11 protein-coding genes are annotated in these 18,594 nt (G+C 53.0%); all 11 read left to right on the forward strand.

Annotation, left to right across the window (positions count from 1 at the left end):
• Positions 1-145: 145 nt before the first annotated feature.
• On the forward strand, positions 146-1,483 hold the full coding sequence (glmM, locus tag ACW17M_RS02365; protein ID WP_457546858.1) for a phosphoglucosamine mutase: 1,338 nt from the start codon (positions 146-148) through the stop codon (positions 1,481-1,483).
• Between the two features lie 95 nt (positions 1,484-1,578).
• A complete protein-coding gene (locus ACW17M_RS02370) occupies positions 1,579-3,192 on the forward strand; it encodes a glycosyltransferase family 2 protein (RefSeq protein WP_457546859.1) in 1,614 nt (537 codons plus the stop codon).
• 43 nt (positions 3,193-3,235) lie between these two features.
• Positions 3,236-5,269, forward strand: coding sequence for a hypothetical protein (locus tag ACW17M_RS02375; protein WP_457546860.1), 2,034 nt, complete (start codon positions 3,236-3,238; stop codon positions 5,267-5,269).
• A gap of 2 nt (positions 5,270-5,271) precedes the next feature.
• A complete protein-coding gene (locus tag ACW17M_RS02380; protein ID WP_457546861.1) occupies positions 5,272-8,355 on the forward strand; it encodes a glycosyltransferase in 3,084 nt (1,027 codons plus the stop codon).
• A gap of 193 nt (positions 8,356-8,548) precedes the next feature.
• A complete protein-coding gene (locus tag ACW17M_RS02385) occupies positions 8,549-9,940 on the forward strand; it encodes an alginate O-acetyltransferase AlgX-related protein (protein WP_457546862.1) in 1,392 nt (463 codons plus the stop codon).
• Between the two features lie 84 nt (positions 9,941-10,024).
• On the forward strand, positions 10,025-12,298 hold the full coding sequence (locus tag ACW17M_RS02390; protein WP_457546863.1) for a glycosyltransferase family 2 protein: 2,274 nt from the start codon (positions 10,025-10,027) through the stop codon (positions 12,296-12,298).
• Positions 12,299-12,556: 258 nt separating this feature from the next.
• A complete protein-coding gene (locus tag ACW17M_RS02395; protein WP_457546864.1) occupies positions 12,557-13,588 on the forward strand; it encodes an aminoglycoside phosphotransferase family protein in 1,032 nt (343 codons plus the stop codon).
• Between the two features lie 309 nt (positions 13,589-13,897).
• Positions 13,898-14,959 carry a glycosyltransferase family 1 protein gene (locus tag ACW17M_RS02400; RefSeq protein ID WP_457546865.1) on the forward strand — a complete coding sequence of 354 codons (1,062 nt, stop codon included), beginning with the start codon at positions 13,898-13,900 and terminating at the stop codon, positions 14,957-14,959.
• A gap of 21 nt (positions 14,960-14,980) precedes the next feature.
• Complete coding sequence (gene pgm / locus ACW17M_RS02405; protein ID WP_457546866.1) at positions 14,981-16,573, forward strand: phosphoglucomutase (alpha-D-glucose-1,6-bisphosphate-dependent); 1,593 nt, start codon at positions 14,981-14,983, stop codon at positions 16,571-16,573.
• Positions 16,574-16,681: 108 nt separating this feature from the next.
• On the forward strand, positions 16,682-17,848 hold the full coding sequence (locus ACW17M_RS02410) for a nucleotide sugar dehydrogenase (RefSeq protein WP_427770735.1): 1,167 nt from the start codon (positions 16,682-16,684) through the stop codon (positions 17,846-17,848).
• Between the two features lie 364 nt (positions 17,849-18,212).
• On the forward strand, positions 18,213-18,506 hold the full coding sequence (locus tag ACW17M_RS02415; protein WP_457546867.1) for a hypothetical protein: 294 nt from the start codon (positions 18,213-18,215) through the stop codon (positions 18,504-18,506).
• The last annotated feature ends 88 nt before the right edge of the window (positions 18,507-18,594 follow it).

The following is an 18,594-nucleotide window of genomic DNA, read 5'->3' on the forward strand; positions in this document are numbered from 1 at the left end:
CGATTCACGATTCACGATTCACGATTCACGATTCACGATTCACGATTCACGATTCACGATTCACGATTCACGATTCACGATTCACGATTCACGATTCACGATTCACGATTCACGATTCACGATTCACTTTTAAGGTTACTAAATAATGCGTAAATATTTCGGTACTGACGGTGTGCGCGGTCGCGTGGGGGAGTTTCCCATGACGCCTGATTTTGCTATGAAGTTGGGTTGGGCCGCAGGGCAGGTGTTGGGTGCTGAAGGTGTTAGAGAAGTGTTAATTGGTAAAGATACCCGTGCCAGTGGGTATATGTTGGAATCCGCGTTAGAGGCGGGCTTTTCCGCGGCGGGTGTTAATGTTGCCCTGGTGGGGCCGTTGCCGACCCCCGGCGTTGCCTATTTAACTTCTACCTTCCGTGCGGATGCGGGGGTAGTGATTAGCGCGTCGCATAATCCTTTTGATGATAATGGTATTAAGATTTTCGGGCAGGGTGGTCAGAAGCTTAATGATATCCAAGAGCAGGAAATAGAGCGCTGGTTACAAGTAGCCATTGACGGCGGCATGACCTGTGTTAGCTCCGAGAAACTAGGTAAAGCGCGCCGTATTGATGATGCCGCTGGCCGTTATACCGAATACTGTAAGGCTAACCTGCCGGGGCACTTGAGCTTGAATGGCCTGAAAATTGTGTTGGATAGTGCCAATGGCGCGGGTTACCGAGTGGGCCCAGCGGTTTTTCGCGAGTTAGGCGCCGAGCTAATTAGTATTCACGATAAGCCCAATGGCCTCAACATAAACGAAAACTGCGGTGCTACCTCTATGCAGAGCCTGTGCGATGCAGTGCTCGCCCATCAGGCGGATATGGGTATCGCTTTGGATGGCGATGCCGACCGCCTGATGATGGTGGATCATACGGGGGCCGTGGTAGACGGCGATGAGCTTTTATACCTGCTTGCGAAGGATGCGAAGCGCGCGGGCTACACCGGCGGTGTAGTGGGTACCCAAATGAGTAATTTGGGGCTTGAGCAGGCGCTTAATGGATTGAATATTCCTTTTAAGCGCGCCAAAGTAGGCGACCGCTATGTGCTGGAACAGTTAAACGCCATGGGCTGGCGGTTAGGTGGGGAAGGCTCTGGTCACTTGCTAAGCCTGGATCATGCATCCACTGGCGATGCTATTATTGCCTCACTGCGCGTGCTGGCTAGTTTGTTAGAGCAACGGGCAACGCTGTATGACGCCAAACAGGGTATGCACAAACTCCCGCAAACCTTAATTAATGTGCGTTATACCGCCCAAGCAGGGCATGATCCTCTTGATACCCCAGCGGTACTGCAAGCTGTCGCACTGGTCGAACGGCAGCTTGGCCAAACGGGCCGCGTGCTGCTGCGCAAATCTGGTACCGAACCATTGATTCGTGTGATGGTCGAGGCTGTAGATGCTAATCAGGCGCAAAGCAGTGCCCAGCAAATTGCTGATGCGTTTTCTTAGGCGAACACGGTAGGTTCTCCTGTTACACGAGGTAATGACTTTTGACATCATCTTCAACGCTTAGCTTGCCCCCTGAGCATAAGACAGAGAGGCATTTGTCAGATATCGCGGACATCGAGCAAAGCCCTTGGTTTGATGCTGACTGGTATATGATGCAATACCCCGATGTGGCTGTTTCCGGTATGTCGCCCGCGCAGCACTACTTGCTGCTGGGGGAGGCCTGGGGTCGAAAAGCTGGCCCGCGTTTTGATGCCGAGTATTACCGTAATCAACATCAGGATATCGCTAAGGCGGGCGTTAGCCCCTTGCTCCATTTCACGCGTAATGGAGAAAAAGAGGGGCGCATGCCGGTTGATCTACTTGCGCACCAGGTTGAGGATCTACTTTGGCAACAGGCTGATACCTCGACGCAATTATCAACACTGAATGGCCTGCTTACTCATCAAGATCCCTGGGAAGTCAGCTATGCAGCATGGGCGCTGGGGCGTTGGTATGCTTGGCAAGGTGAGTGGCAGCGCTGCGCTGAGGTATTGTCACGCCGCCATCAACTACACGATGTTAAGCCCGCTACGGCGGCTCCCTGTTTATTAGAGGTGGAAGCCCTGATCAACGACGGTCAGCTCGTGGAATCTTGGCAGCGTATCCAGCAGTTAATGGCCGCATTCCCTGACTACCCTGATACCTCCCTGGCGCTCGCTAATTTGTTGGCAGTGCAGGCCGCTGCTCAAGCAGGGGGGGCAGCCACGCCTCCAGCGTCTTCACAGGCCCACGCGCTAACGGAGCAGTTTCGTTTACAGCACATTAACGCGCTGTTTAGCCGTGCCAATCACTATCCGCTCGTGCTTAAAGATGCTAACCAGCCCTTAACGCTCGATAACTTAACGCACGAAAACACAGCAGAGGCTCGTTCTTCTGCGTGTGAGAGCGGTGAATTGGTCAGCGTCATTGTGCCGTTATTTAATGCAGAGGCTCACTTGGCAACGGCACTGCGCAGCCTGGCTGCGCAGTCTTATGCCAATATAGAGGTTATCGTGGTCGACGATGCGTCTACAGATGACTCGTTAGCCGTGGCCAGGGCATTTAGCCAGCAGGATTCTCGCTTTCGGGTGCTAACTCAGCCCACCAATCAGGGAGCTTACGCGGCGCGGAACCGTGGTTTGGCGGCAGCGAAGGGAGCATTTATCACCGTTCACGATAGTGATGATTGGTCGCATCCTCAAAAGCTTGAAGTGCAGGTAGCAGGCTTGGAAAGCAAGCCAGAGTGGCAGGCATGCTTTAGTGATTGGGTTCGCTGTTCTACTGAAATGCTCTTTACTCGTTGGCGTGTTGAAGCGATGGATGGGTGGATTTATCGCAATACGTCATCGTTTATGTTTCGGCGGAAGGTTTTTGAAACATTAGGGTTTTGGGACGTTGTCAGAGTGGATGCTGATGCTGAGTACTTTCAGCGCTTTACGACTGCCTTTGGCGCTAAATCCTTTGGTGGTGTTAAGAGAGGCGTTCCGCTGGCCTTTGGCCGTAGCTTGCCCACCTCGCTTAGCCAGGCAGGCCCCACGCACTTAGTTACCCAGTTTAACGGGGTGCGCAGTGATTACCGCTATGCGGCGGCTCAATGGCACGAGAGTGCCGAACAGCCAAGTGATTTGTACCTGCCGGCCAACCCTGATGTTCGCCCCTTTCCAGCACCGGCTGCCAACTTGCCCGGTTGAGCTGGTATCCTATTGCCCATTTATTACGTGTTAGGAATTCATTGTGAGCCAGCAACAGCATTCGGTAGCGGCCAACGCTACACAAGACCTTGCTATCAAGCCTTCTATCAATACGTTAGCCCAGGGATCCATGTTTTGGCAGCCTGATTACCGTGAGGCATCTCCCTGGCTGGAACATCTACCGTTTCTGTTTTGGTTGGTAGAGGCGTTGCGGCCACAGCAGGCTGTGGGCTTGGGGGTCGAGAGCGTCGCGCACTTTGCGGTTTGCCAGTCAGCCTCCCGGCTTCGCCTGGGTACACGTTGCTTTATGGTGGGAGTGCATGAGGAAGATGCAGCAAGCAAGCAGGATGCCGAGGCTATTCGGGCCTATGCCGCTGATCATTTCTCTACAATCAGTCAGTGGCTAGAGGCGACTCCCATCCGGGCGATTGACCAGTTCGATGAGGGCTCAATCGACCTGCTACTGCTGCATGTAGAAGCCGATGACAACAGCGTGGATTATCTGCTGGATCGCTGGTTATCCAAGCTTTCAACTCAGGGTGTCGTGGTAGTGCCAGGGGTTGCCCGCCGCGAGCCAGGTTGCCTTGTGTTCCGTGCTTTTGAAACCCTTAAAGCCCGCTACCCGCACTTTGTGTTTCACCATGCCGGTGGGCTGGGGATTATTGCGGTAGGTAATAATCTGCCCCCGCTGCTTAAAAACCTTTTAGGCGCGCTGGAGTCGGCTGCCTCTACGCAGGTGGTGCAGGATGTTTTCGCCCGCCTGGGGCGCAGTTGCCAGGATAAAGTGACTGTGCGCCACCAGCAGGCGCTTTCACAGGCTCTGGAAACCCGAGTTAACGAACAGGCGAGCAATCTGGCGGCTGCCGAACAGCGGGTAAATGAGCAGGAAGAGCATTTACAGCAGGTGGGTGAAGAGCGCGATAAGCTGAAAGCGTGCCTTGAACAGCAAGAATCTCGGTTCGCCCAGGAACGTGGCCGTTTGGCCGAGCGGGTGAGTTCGCTGGAAGAATTTAACGACGAGCTGAAAAAGGAGCTGATGCGCCAGCGTGAACAGGGCGAACGCCAAGCGAATGAGGCCCGTGAGCAAAGAGAGCGCTACGCTGCTGAGTCACGTGAGTATGCCCAGGCGTTGAAAGCCAGCGAACAGGCACTCAACAAAGCTCAGCAAGAAGTGGATGAACATAAGCGGACGCTGGAAACTCGCTTTAGCGAACTGACAAAACTTACCAGCCTGCTCGAAGCTAATGAAAAGAGCTTGCGTAGTGCCCATGAAGAGAACACTGGGTTAACTAACAAGCTGCAAAAAATCGAGACCTCGCTTCAGGCGCGCTTTAATGAACTGGGCCAATTGACCCGTAAGCTACAAGAAGCAGAGCAGCGTATTGGCGATGCTGAAAAGAGCCGTTCAGATGTTGAACAACAGCTGGCGCAGCAAAAGAAAGAACACGCCATGCTTTCTGCTCAATTGAAAGCGACCACTGAGCGCGAAAAAGAAGCGCTTAGCACTGTTGACGAGCTAACCGAACAGCTCAAGAAAAACGAAGCGCAACGCGGGCAGCTGAAACGCGAGCTTGATGATACAAAATCTGCTAACCAGAAACTTGAAGTGGACGCTAAAGCCAACCGCGAAACGCAGGCCCAGCAGCGTCGCGAAATAGAGCGTCAATCTCATGAGTTAGCCAATCTAGTGGATCAGCTAGAAGCTCTGCGAGCAGCAGCACCTAGTGCTGATACGTCTACTCAAGCGGAGTTAAGCGCCCCCAAAAGTGTTGCTAAAGCCCCACCGCTGACAAAGCGAGCGATCAAGCGGCAGGTCGCGTTAATCGAAGCGAGTCAGTGGTTCGACGCTAAGTGGTATTTAGCGCAATACCCTGATATTGCTCGTGATAGCAAAATGTCGGCGAATCCTGCCCGCCACTATCTGTTGATGGGCGGTTTCGAAGGGCGTAACCCTAGCCCGGGGTTTGATTCAGCTTACTATTTGGCTCACAACCCAGATGTGGTGGAAAGTGGTATCAACCCGCTGATTCACTACCTCAAGTTCGGCGAAAAAGAGCAACGTAGCGTAAAGGGGTAATAATGAGCAACGCTAACCGTTCGTTGTTGTTGAGCGCCGGGTTATTCGATGAAGTGTGGTATGTGCAACGTTACGCGGATGCACAACATAGCCATCTCCCACCGCTGGAGCACTTTTTAAACTATGGCTGGCCGCTAGGGCGCTGCCCAGGGCCTGGTTTTGACCCTCAAGCGTACCTGCAGCGCTATCCTGATATTGGTAAATCGGGGCTGGATCCACTGTTGCACTACATTCGTCATGGCCGTTATGAAGGACGGCAGGCTGTAGTGGGTGAAGGCGGTTCCTCCTCAATGCCACAGCCACAGCCACAGCCACAGCCACAGCCACAGCCACAGCCACAGTTGGCAGTTGTTTTACATGCTTATCATCTGGACTTGGTAGCTCTGCTAGGCGAGCGGCTTACCTTGCTTACCGAGCCGTTTGATTTATTTATTACCACTCCTCATGCGCCGAATACGCGGGAGATTGTGGCTCTACAGAAGCGTTATCCTGGGGCACAGGTAGTGTGCTGTCCCAACCGTGGGCGTGATATCGCGCCATTCTTTTCGTTATTACCGCGTTTGCAGCAGTACACGCTTTGCTTGAAGTTGCACACGAAGCAGGGTGTTACGCCGGTGGCAAAACAGTGGCGCGAAACACTGCTGAGCAACGTGTTGCCAAGCGGTGATGGTGTGCGCCAATTGGTGGCTCGGTTGCGAAGCGATACCCAACTGCAATTGGCTGGGCCACAGCGGCTGTTTATGAGCCAACTGGCGATGCGTTTTGGCAATGGCTCATGGCTGGGGCGTCTAGGCAAGAGCCTGAATGTTCCTCTGGAAAGCGATTGGGGCTTTTTTGCTGGCAGCATGTTCTGGTGCCGCCCCCAAGCCTTGGTTGCGCTGGCAGAGGAAGTATCGAAGTTGACCTTCGAGCCAGAAACTGGCCAGCAGGATGGTGAGCTGGCTCACGCATTAGAACGATTAGTGGCCGGGGTGGTACAGCCCCAGTCGGAGCGATTGCTGCTGCTCTCGCATGATGCTTCTGGCAAGTTTTCAATGACACCGTATCGTTCTGGAATGGCACTGGAGCACACCATGCCGTCTCAGTTGATGGCACCATCCAGTGGTAAGCTTCGCCTTGCTGGCGATCTTAACTTAACGGGTGGATTTGCCATTAGTGGTTGGCTGGCTGATTGCAATACTAAAGCACCGCGTAAGGTTCAGGTTCGAATTGATGGCCACTACGACATTGAAGCTTTGGCAAGTCAATTTCGCTCTGACCTGCGCGATAACGGGATTGGTGACGGGCGCCATGCCTTTGAGGTCTATCCTCCTGTTGAGTTGGTGGATGGTCAGAACCACCGTATTGAGCTAATCGACGCAGCGAGCGGAGACCTCGTGGCCAGCGGTGAGGCGCGTTGGGAGTTTCAACGTGATTTCAGTGATTTTGCGGGTTATCTTGCCCATGGCCTGGTTGATCCTTATTTGTCGCGCCCGTTTCGCGAGGCTGATAAGCGATGCTTGGCCGCCATGGAGAACGTGGCGGATGGGCTGACTCGTGATGCGCAAGCACTCGCAAAGGCGCCGCTAGTTACCGTCATTATGCCTTGCTTTAACCGTTTGGATACCATTGAGGCAGCGGTCGAGTCGGTGAGTAGCCAGGTGTATGCCAACTGGGAATTGCTGTTGGTAGATGATGGCAGTACCGATGGCACCCGTGAGTGGTGTGAGCGGCAGGCCGCCAAAAACGAACGTATTCAACTGATTGCTCTGAAAAAAAATCGAGGTGTCTCCCATGCGCGCAACCAAGGGTTGGAGGTAGCGCAGGGGGCTTATATCGCTTACCTGGACTCTGATAACGTTTGGGATCCACGCTATTTGGCTGCCATGGTGGGGGCTTTTAGCCGCGAACCCACGGCTCAGGCGTTTTATTCAGGCTTATATCGCTACACCGGCAATGCCACAGAGCCTTCAGGCGTGCTGTTTGGCCCTTTGAATCGCGCATTGCTGTTCAATAAGAACTATGTAGACCTCAATGCGTTTTGTCACACTCGCGAGGCCTATCAACAGTGTGGGGGCTTTGACGAGACGCTGCCGAGGTTTGTGGATTGGGATTTGATCCGCCGCTATAGCCAGCGGGTACGGCTTTGTTCAGTGCCGGTCGTATTAACCCACTATTATTATGGCCGTGCCGCTAACACGTTGACGGCTAACACGGAGTACGTGGGCTATTTAGATCAGGTACGTGAGGCAACTGGGCATCAGTGGTCTGCCGCTAAATCAACTGCCTCTACTGCACTGCAGCGAGGGGTGTCGGTGGTTATCCCCAGCTATGAGTCGTTGGAGGATCTGCGTGATTGCCTCACTAGCCTGGAAGCGCTGGCGCTGGGCGATAAGCTGGAGGTGATCGTTGTCGATAATGACTCTTCGTCTCCGGTGAAGAAGTTCCTTGAAGAGGCTCAGGCTGCAGGGCGCCTGAAAGCAATTTTTAATTCCTGCAACTATGGCTTTACTCACGCAGTTAACCTGGGGTTGGCAGCAGCTAAAACAGACCATGATTTGATGCTGCTTAATAACGATGCGCAGGTTGAGCCAGGTGCGTTGGAAGCTATGCAACTGGCAGCGACTCAATTGCCAGAGTGCGGCCTGGTCGTTCCCCAGCAAATTTTGCCTGGTGGCACGCCCACTTTAACCACCCACGTGCCTTACGCCGATGCCGATCAACCCTGTGATGTCAATCTTTCGGCTCATCACGGTAATATTGTGACTCCGCCGTTATTGCATGACGGAAGAGTGCTGGAGATCAGCTTTGCACCGTTCTTCTGTGTCTATATTCCCCGGGAAACATATCGTAGCGCTGGGCCTCTGGATGCGCAGTTTGGCCGCCATTACCGCTCTGATCGTATTTACTGCGATGTGGTAAGACACCTGTTAGGGCTGCGGATTTATCATGTCAGCGATGCTTGTGTCGTGCATAAATTGCAGAAGTCTACTCGGGTGTTGTCTGGTCGATCCAATAGTCAATTTGATCTAATGTTCAGGAAAAATCAGTGGGATGAACCAACGCGACGTACCCTTGGCTTTCGTAAAGCGGTGTGGGATCTCTGACTGGAAGAGCGTCGCTTATGTCACTTCTGCACTTTCCCTTAACGGGGTTGTCTGATTGTCCACTTGGCCCATCGTTATGGGCCTGATCAAGCGTTCTTACAGTCAGCTATGGACGGTTTCACTGAGAATGATTGAAAGCATAGTCCTTCAAAGCAGAGCTCTTCAAAACAGAGCCTTTAAAACCCCGTGGGAGATGCCTGCCATACGTTTCGCTCGCTTTGTTAAACGGTTTGTTGGGCGGGACACTTTAGACCGCTATACCTCAGGGCTCCGCTGGCACCTTGATTTCCCTGATGCGCAACGCCCCCCGTGGTTGCTCCCAGGGGGGTGGGTCGTGCAGGGGTGGGTAGTGCTGCCTGAAGCGTTAGCCGAGTGGGTAGGCAAGGCTGAAATAATTGCTCGCTGGAGCAAAACCTTTGAGCTTTGCCACCCTCTGTCGGTGCGCCGTCCTGATGTCATTGAAGCGCTTTTTGGAACCGCTGATGAGTCACACCCTCAAGTGCAGTGTGGCTTTCGTTTTACGGTTCCTCACCGTTTGGAGCAGTTCTCACTGTTTCTGCGCTTAGGAGATATGCAGTTTCCCCTTTCCCAGGTAGAAATACCGTCTGGTGTTCATTTAGATGATGCACTCCCTCCTTCCCTTAAAGTGCTTGAGGGTAAGCAGGGGTGGTTGTTTTTGGATAATGATACCAATGGGAGTGTTGATCAGTACCGGGGGCGGCTTCGCCTAACGGAAGGAGGGGTAGAGCAGTGGCAACAGTACTTTCAAGCCGTTGAGCAACTGGCTGACAGTGCCGAGGCCGCTCATGCGGTGTTGGTGGCACCGTCTAAAGAGAGTGTCATGGGGCCTCGTTATCATCCGTTTACTGAAGGTAGCAATGGCCCCATACAACAGTTAATGGCGTTGCCGGAAGCACACAGCATTGTGTACCCCCAGGCGCTTTTGACCCAGTTGGGTGATGAGGCCTTTATTCGCACGGATAGTCACTGGTCCCAGCAAGGCGCGATGGTGGCTGCAAAAGCGCTGGCAACGGCGCTTGACCTTGATCCCAATGCGGTTAACGCGCTTTTTGCCGAAGATGAGTACGTGCAACGTACAATTGTCGGCGACTTGGGCAATAAATTTACGCCGGAACGCCATTGCAACATAGAGGTGCTGCGCTCGTTTAGCTATATGAAGTGCCGCTATTATGATAATGGCTTGCCCAACTTTGGGCGTTTGTCGGTGTTAGTGAATGACCAGGCACTGATGCCTAGTGTGTGTTTACTCTTTGGCTCGTCTTCCAGCTATTCAATGCTTAACTACTTATGCCGCCTGTTTCAACAAGTGGTGTTTGTACACAGCGCGGGAAGCCTCGACCCTGAGCTGGTGAAAGCGGTTAATCCGGCTTATTTGGTGATGCAAACCAATGCACGGTTTATGGTGCAAGTACCTGAGGTGGATCAGTCACTTTTGAAGTTAATCGATGAAAAACGCGCCAGGCTATCTGAAGATGAGTGGGCTTCAGTGGCTAAGCGAAAGATCTCCGTCGCACACGATGATGCCTTGATTCATAAACTTAATTTAACACCCTGGCTAGTCTAGCAGGGTTTTATAACAGGCTGGTGTGACGCAGCCTAAGGGCTGGTAACATGCTCGCTCCATATCCGCCGGATAAGACGCTTTTGAATGAATGCTAACCACACGTCACGCGATAAGCCTTGGTACCCTCACTACCGCAGTCCTCAGCAATTTGTTCCTTTACAGCAATTAAAGGCGGCTTCACGCCCTGGTGAATGGCAATCCCTGGGCGCGGAGCCGCTTTTTGCGTTAGAAGGGCAGTTACCTTTGCCCGGCTGGAACATGGTCGAAATTGTCTGTGAGCGAGACGTGACCAGTGTGGTGTCTAGCCTCACGTTTGAGTCTGCACGGCGCTCGTTAACGGTAGAGCTACCTCTGCGTGTGGGTAAGATCACGAAGCGGCTTGTATACGTGCCATGGGGTGTGAAACGTGTGACGTTTGCGCCCATGAACGCCACGGGCACGTTTTCCCTGGAACATTTTCGCTTCGTATGGCTAACGCCAATGTTTGCCTATAACCGTTTGCTGCAGCGGTTATCCAACATGCATGAACACTACCGTGATCTTTCTTTGAAAGAAATTGAGCTCAGTTTGAAGCAGCAGGCGCGTAAACAGAGCCGCAAATGGCAAACCATTGCCCTAGAGGACTACGAAAGTACATTTATTAGTTTTTCCACTCGTCGCCACTACCAGCAGTGGATTCGTCAGGTAGAACGAAGGCGTGCGCCTAGCGACCATGAGGTGGCCATGCGCCACCATGTTCACTCTTTTGATTGTAGTATTTTGCTGGTGTGTCCTATTGGCGAGGCGACGCCTGATGCATTACAGGCTTTACAAAACAGCTTAAAAGGCAGCCTGGCCAGTGTGGCGGAGCAGTCCTTGTCGCCACGGCAGGCCGTACTTTTGTTACCGTCACCGGCATTTCATGGCTGGCAGGCATGGTTAGAAGAATGGCAGCGTGAGATGCCCGTTCTTCGCGTTGTAGAAAGTCATGCCACCAGTGTTGCGGCCTTGCGGATAGAGGCCCTTTCCTATTGCAAACACTCCTGGATATGGTTTTTACGCCCAGGCGATCGTTTAGCGGCGAATGCACTGTTTCATATGGCCAGTATTGCCGCAGATAATCCTCAAGCGCAGATGCTGATAGCCGATGAGGATAGCCTTGACGAGGAGGGAGTTCGGCACTCGCCGCAGTTTAAGCCTGAGTGGAATGCTGATTTGCTGCTTTCGATGCCGTATATGGGCCGGGCCGTGTGTTACCAGCACCGCTTTTTTCCACGCCTTTCAGCCGATATGTGTGGTGACAATGCCAATAACCCTGATTGGCTGGATTACGTACAAACGTTGGACGTAACACGGCGCGATCATTTTTCGTCGCAACAGCTTGCCCACGTACCCCATATTGCCTATCACGGTGCACCGGGGGCTGCCACAACGCCTTCCAGTTATGTTGGGGCTGTTGAGCAGCATTTAGAGGCCTGTGGGCAGGTTGCACAAGTAGCGCCAGGGTTATTGCCCGGCACGCAGCGCATTCGTTGGCCGATGCCTACGCCAGAACCCTTGGTGAGCTTGCTGGTGCCTACCCGCGATGGCGTCGATATATTGCGCCCTTGTGTTGATGCTATTTTAGACCGTACCGACTATAGCCACTTTGAACTGCTTATTCTGGATAACCAAAGCAGCTGCAAAGAGACCCTGGCGTATTTGGACGAAGTGGCAGCCCGTGACACCCGAGTAAAGGTGTTGTCCTGGAACGCTCCGTTTAATTATTCATCCATCAATAACTATGGTGCCGACCATGCTCGGGGAAGTGTTATTGGTTTAATCAATAATGATGTAGAGCCGATTGATGGGCAGTGGCTGACGGAGATGGTAGAGCAGGTTTCACGCCCTGATATTGGTTGTGTAGGCGCGAAGCTCTACTACCCCAATGACACCATCCAGCATGGTGGTGTGATTCTTGGGTTAGGTGGCTTAGCGGGACATGCCCATCGCTTCTTTCAGCGTGACGAAGATGGTTATATGGGGCGCTTGAAAGTGGCTCAGAACCTTTCTGCCGTGACGGCAGCCTGTCTGCTACTGCGTAAAGAGGTCTTCGATGCTGTTAATGGTTTGAACGAGGAAGATCTGGCTGTCGCTTACAACGATGTGGATTTATGCATTAAGGTTCGTGAGGCGGGTTACCGTAATCTGTGGACGCCGTTTGCTGAGCTTTACCATCATGAATCCATTTCCCGCGGTGCCGATGACACCCCTGAAAAGCGTGCGCGTTGGCTAAGCGAATATGCCTATATGCGTAAAACCTGGGGCGAATTACTGGACAGTGACCCGGCCTACAATCCTAATCTGACCTTGGTTCATGAGGATTTCTCGTTGCGATAAACGCTTGAATATCCATATAAATCTTAAAGTACCCGTGTAGTGGTACTTATCAGACACTTTGATACATCAATCAACAATTTTCGCTGGATATTCAAGTAATAGGTTATGTTGAAAGTAATAAAAAAACCGGGCGTACTAGGTTTTATAGACCGGGTTAGTGAGGATGCGATTAGTGGCTGGAGCCTATCGCCATACGTGACTGTGGTGGTGAATGGCCGAACACGTTGCCGGCTGTCTTGTAACCGCCCACGAGCGGATGTGAAAAAGGCAGGGCTTTCGTTGAGTGGCAACGTGGGTTTTCATGGAACGTTGGCGCTGAAGCATGGAGATGTCGTTCGCGTGGTAACGCCGAAAGACGTGCCATTGCGGCATAGCCCTTGGCTCTTTAGGCATCCGAAGCAAAGCGATTGGTTACCTATTGCCATCTCCCATCAGCACGCGGAGTATAAAGCCGTGGCTTCGCTTCCTGATCAATTGTTGGTTGATAGATTTAAACCCCTGTTTGGGCAGTCTGCTGAACGACGAATGGCTGGCGCTGTACTTAACGTTGCTAACCAGGCTCCTGTCATGGCGCGTTTTGATGTAGAGCCCAAGGCTCATGCAAACGTGATGCAGCTTTATGACAAAGTGATCACGCCTAGTCGTATAGCCGCGCCGCCTTTATTGGCTGCGTTTTCTCAAGAAAGACACATGCTACAGATGTTTGCTTTTCAGCCAGGCATAACTCTGGAAGAGGTGGGTAACGGGTGGGAAGCATGGGTGCCTATGGTAATGGCGCAACTTGTCACTCTTCAGCAAGCTGGTGAAGTTGGGCGCAGCGCTTTAAAACGCCGCTACAGTCGTTTTAAAAGTTTGTTGCATAAGTTATTTCCATCGGTCATCGCGCAGGCCTTGCGGGAAGGCGGTAGTAGGATTGAACTGACATTTTTTGTCTTTTTAATGCGTGTTACTGCGCGCTTACCACGCGTGTTGTCGCATGGTGACCTACACCGTAATAACGTACTCATTGATACTCAGCAGCAGCAGGTAGCGCTTGTTGACTGGGATCGATGGGCGTATTTGCCGTTAGGGTTCGATGTGGCGCTTCTGTTGCGTGGGCTACCCTGGACTGCCGTAGAAACCTTGGCTGAAAAAAGAGTTGACCAGCAGTTGGGCGCCTTGGTGTTCACCTATCTATTTCAATGTTTGGACGTTGCCCATTTCATACGGTCTGAAGAGGCTGCCCAGCTGCGGGTTCGTATTTACAAGCTATATAAACAGTTCAAAATGTACCCTGGTGTTAGTCAATAACGCTGAGTTGGAAGCTCCGGGGGGCGTTCCGCGGGTGCACTCACTCGATTCCGGTGGAGTGATTACGTGCCACGGCCATGTACATAATGTGCACATGTCCTTGGAATCCCCACCTTCATGTGCATGCGAGATTTAGTAGCGCGTGGTAAGCGAAGCGCACCCGCGGATGCACCGCGAAGCGGTGCCGGGGTTTGCTTGTGCAGGCGGGGTTGGTTCCGTGCCACGGGGCGTCGTTCCGCCGCTACCCGCGAAGCGGTGCTGAATAGGGCTAGTGGAAAGGAGAAGAATTATCTTAATCAAGGATGTACCGTGAGTCGCCACACCACCTGGGTTGTTCTGAGCGATGGGGCGCGGCCGACCGAGGACATTTATTTCTTGGCATCTGCTGCCTCCGGTCTGCGCCGCCGGGGCGTGGCGGTCGAACGTTTTACCGCTTCTCGATCTTTCGGGGCCAGCTGGGTACATGGTCGTTCTCTGCTGCGGCGTTTCGCGGGGGCTAATCTTCTGCTTTGCCGCTCGCTACCGTTAGGTTGGCTGCGCTGGCTAGAACGTCACCGCGATGCTTTTGGCTATATTGCCTATTTAATCGATGATGATATTTTTGAGGCGTCCAATGACCCAACCTTACCGGCTGCCTACCGTAAGCGAATGGGTGGGATTGCTAAACATCAACCTCGCTTAGTGTCACTGGCTGATGAAGTGGTGGCCTCTAGCGAGCAATTGGCGCGCTGTTTTTTTAGCGAGCACGATAATGTTCAAGTGCTCACGCCACCTCTGATTACTCCTCTGCCTTCACTTCAGCATTTCTCGCAACCGCCATCTTCCAGCGCTAACTGGAAAATCGGCTTTTACGGCACGCGGGCGCATTTAGCTGACCTTATGCACATCGCCCCGGCCATAGAAGGCATACAGTCCCAGCGTATGGATACCCAGGTGGAAATTATGCTGGGGCCACACACTCCAGAAAGTTTAATCACGCTGCCACGCTTAAACGCGCCTTGCCCCTTAGCCTGGGAGACGTTTAAGGTTTATCAACGAGAGCACCGCTGCCATATAGGCCTAGCCCCGTTGTTAAATACCCCGTTTAACCATGGCAAATCTTTCATCAAATTTTTTGATATTACCGCCATGGGCGGGGTAGGAATATACTCAAATCGTTACCCGTACACTGAGATTGTCCAGCACGGGAAAAATGGTTTGCTAGTCAATGATGCGCCCGTTGAATGGCGAAGTGCGTTAGAACACTTGTTAGAAAATCCTATAGCGACTGCCAACATGGCTAAGCAAGCCGCTGTTGATGCAAAACGTATCGGTAACGTAGAAGCAGCTGTGCAGTTTTGGCTAAAACGTAGTGGTGCCGTGCCGCAATAAGATAAACAGGGAGAGGGAACCATGGAATCTACTGTTAAAGCTTTTTATGAAGAGCGACCCAGCGCTAACGTCGTTGGGGAGCGCGTGTCGTTTGGTACCTCTGGCCATCGTGGCCGCTCCATTGAGCGTACGTTTAATGCTTCGCATATTTATGCCATCACCCAGGCGGTGGTCGACTACCGGCGTGAGGCGGGCTATCAGGGGCCGCTGTTTTTAGGTTTCGATACCCACGCGCTTTCTCGCCCTGCCTGGGAGTGCGCGCTGCAAGTGTTGGCTGCCAACAAGGTGCCGGTATTTGTCGAGAAAGATCACGGTTACACCGCGACGCCGCTGATTAGCCAGGCGATCCTGCACCATAATAATCCCCATGACCTGGCGGCGCCCGATGTGGCTCTTGCGGATGGCTTAATCATCACGCCTTCGCACAACCCGCCGGAAGATGGCGGTATTAAGTATAATCCGCACCATGGTGGCCCCGCGGATACTGATGCCACCGGCTGGATTGAACTGCGTGCAAACGCTTACCTGCTGCGCCAGTTGGAAGATATACCCGCCGTGCCGGTGGATGAGGCGATTGCCCACGCCCAGGAGTACGATTTCACTGCGCATTACGTTGCCAAGCTTGGCAGCGTAGTGGATATGGTCGCTATTCAGGGCGCCAACTTAGCGTTAGGTGCTGACCCCATGGGCGGCACCGCGCTGCCGGTATGGCAGGCGATAGCGGCGCACTACGACCTGAATCTTGATGTCGTGAATACTATAGTTGATCCTGAGTTTGCGTTTATGCCGCCGGATCACGACGGCAAAATTCGTATGGATTGCTCTAGCCCGGCAGCAATGGCTAACCTACTCAAGATTAAAGACCGCTTTGATATCGCTTTTGGCAACGACCCCGATGCCGATCGCCACGGTATAGTTGATGCCAGTGGCCTGATGAACCCGAACCACTTTTTGGCCGTGTGCATCGATTACCTGATCACCCACCGCCCAGAGTGGGCGGCTAGCCTGAAGATCGGCAAGACGTTGGTGTCCTCTTCCATGATCGACCGGGTGGTGGCTTCCCACCAGCGCGAGCTTTACGAAGTGCCGGTAGGCTTCAAGTGGTTCGTGGATGGCCTGCACGAGGGCTGGCTTGCCTTCGGCGGGGAAGAGAGTGCAGGCGCCAGCTTGCTAACCCGCGACGGTAAGGCGTGGTCCACCGATAAAGACGGCATCGTGCTGTGTTTGTTGGCAGCGGAAATTATGGCGGTCACCGGCAAAACGCCCAGCGAGTATTACCGCACGCTTACCGAGCGCTTTGGTGAGCCTTTTTACAAGCGCGTCGATACCGCCTGTTCACCCGAAGAGAAAGCGGCGTTTAAAAAGCTGAGTGCTGAGAGCGTGACTGAGAAAACTCTGGCAGGCGACGCTATCACCGCTGTATTGGTAGACGCGCCGGGCAATGGCGCTGCTATTGGCGGCATCAAAGTCACCACCGAAAACGGCTGGTTTGCCGCTCGGCCAAGCGGCACTGAATCGCTTTACAAGGTGTATGCCGAAAGCTTCAAAGGCGCACAGCACTTGGATGAATTGATTGGGAACGCCCAGGCATTGCTGGCTGGTGTGTTGAAATAGATTCTTTGAGGCCGTTTCATCCTTCGGCGGGCACCTTTAGTGGTGCCCGTTATGCTTTTAGAATTTGCTTCAAGTTTTTGTTTTATATTAATTTTAGGAATTATTTGGATGAAAATTGCCGTTGCAGGAACCGGCTATGTGGGGCTTTCCAATGCGATGTTGTTAGCGCAGCACCACGAAGTGGTCGCGGTGGATATCGTCCCCGAGAAAGTAGCGCTGTTGAACAATCGCCTCTCTCCGATTGAGGATGCTGAAATAGCGGCTTTTTTAAATCGTACTGACCTGAATTTTACTGCGACGTTGGATGCCGAGCAGGCTTACGCTGGCGCGCAGTTCGTGATTATTGCCACTCCCACTGATTACGATCCTCAAACCAACTATTTCAATACTAAAAGCGTTGAAGCTGTTATTGAGCAGGTCATGCAGATTAACCCTGAGGCGGTGATGGTCATAAAATCCACCGTGCCAGTGGGGTACACCAAAGGTGCCGCTGAACGCTTTAACACGCAAAACCTTATTTTCTCGCCTGAATTTTTACGGGAAGGAAAGGCGCTTTACGATAATCTTTATCCTTCGCGCATTATTGTCGGAGAGCGTTCCGAGCGGGGCGAGGCCTTTGCTGAACTCCTCAAACAGGGGGCGATTGCCGAAGAAATAGAGGTATTGTTGACGAACAGCACCGAGGCCGAGGCAATCAAGCTGTTTGCGAATACGTATCTGGCAATGCGGGTCGCTTACTTTAATGAATTAGATACCTATGCGGAAACCCATGGCCTTGATGCCAAGCAGATCATTCAAGGCGTTGGCCTAGACCCGCGTATTGGTAAGCACTATAACAACCCCAGCTTTGGGTATGGTGGCTATTGCCTGCCGAAGGATACCAAGCAACTGCTCGCCAACTATACCGATGTGCCGAGTAATATGGTTCAGGCAATTGTAGATGCCAACCGCACGCGTAAAGACTTTATTGCCGAGTCCGTTCTGCGCCGTAATCCAACCGTGGTCGGGGTTTATCGTCTGATCATGAAAACGGGCTCGGACAACTTCCGCGCCAGTGCCATGCAGGGCGTTATGAAGCGCATCAAAGCGAAAGGTGTGGAAGTGGTCGTTTACGAGCCGGTGCTGGAGGAAGATAAATTCTTTGGCTCAACCGTTATGCGCGATTTAGCCGCGTTTAAAGACAAGTGTGATGTCATCCTGGCTAACCGCATGGTCACTGAGCTTAGCGATGTGGAATCCAAGGTATACACCCGCGATTTGTTTGGCAGTGATTGAGAAGGTGGCTTTACGCTCGCTCAGCTCGCGTTCTTCGTTACCACGCGCTACGGGTTTGGCTTCTGTGGCGTGATGACGTGCCATGGCCATGTGCACACATCCTTGGAATCCTCACCTCAATGTGCACGCGAGATTTAGTAGCGCGTGGTAAGCGAAGCGCACCCGCGGAAGCAGCGCGAAGCGGTGCCGGGGTTGGCCTGTGTAGGCGATGATGGTTGGGTGCCATTGGGCGTCGTTCCGCCGCCTCCCGCGGGTGCCTCGAAACGCTCGCTGAACTCGCTTTCTTGTTACCACGCGCTACGGGTGCACACACTCTATTCCGGTGGAATCCTCACCTCAATGTGCATGCGAGATTTAGTAGCGCGTGGTAAGCGAAGCGCACCCGCGGAAGCAGCGCGAAGCGGTGCCGGGTTTGGCCCGTGTAGGCGATGATGGTTCGGTGCCATTGGGCGTCGTTCCGCCGCCTCCCGCGGGTGCCTCGAAACGCTCGCTGAACTCGCTTTCTCGTTACCACGCGCTACGACAATCACTCGATTCCGGTGGAATCCTCACCTCAATGTGTATGCGAGATTTAGTAGCGCGTGGTAAGCGAAGCGCACCCGCGGAAGCAGCGCGAAGCGGTGCCGGGGTTGGTGAGATGGTGATGTTGAAGCAATAATGTAGTTGGCTGTGAATGTGTTGGAGAGCCGTATTCGCTTAGGCTTATAAGTGACGATGTGCAAGGGGGTTGGTATGCTTCTAGCATC

This window comes from Vreelandella sp. 2A-K22 (assembly GCF_054065485.1).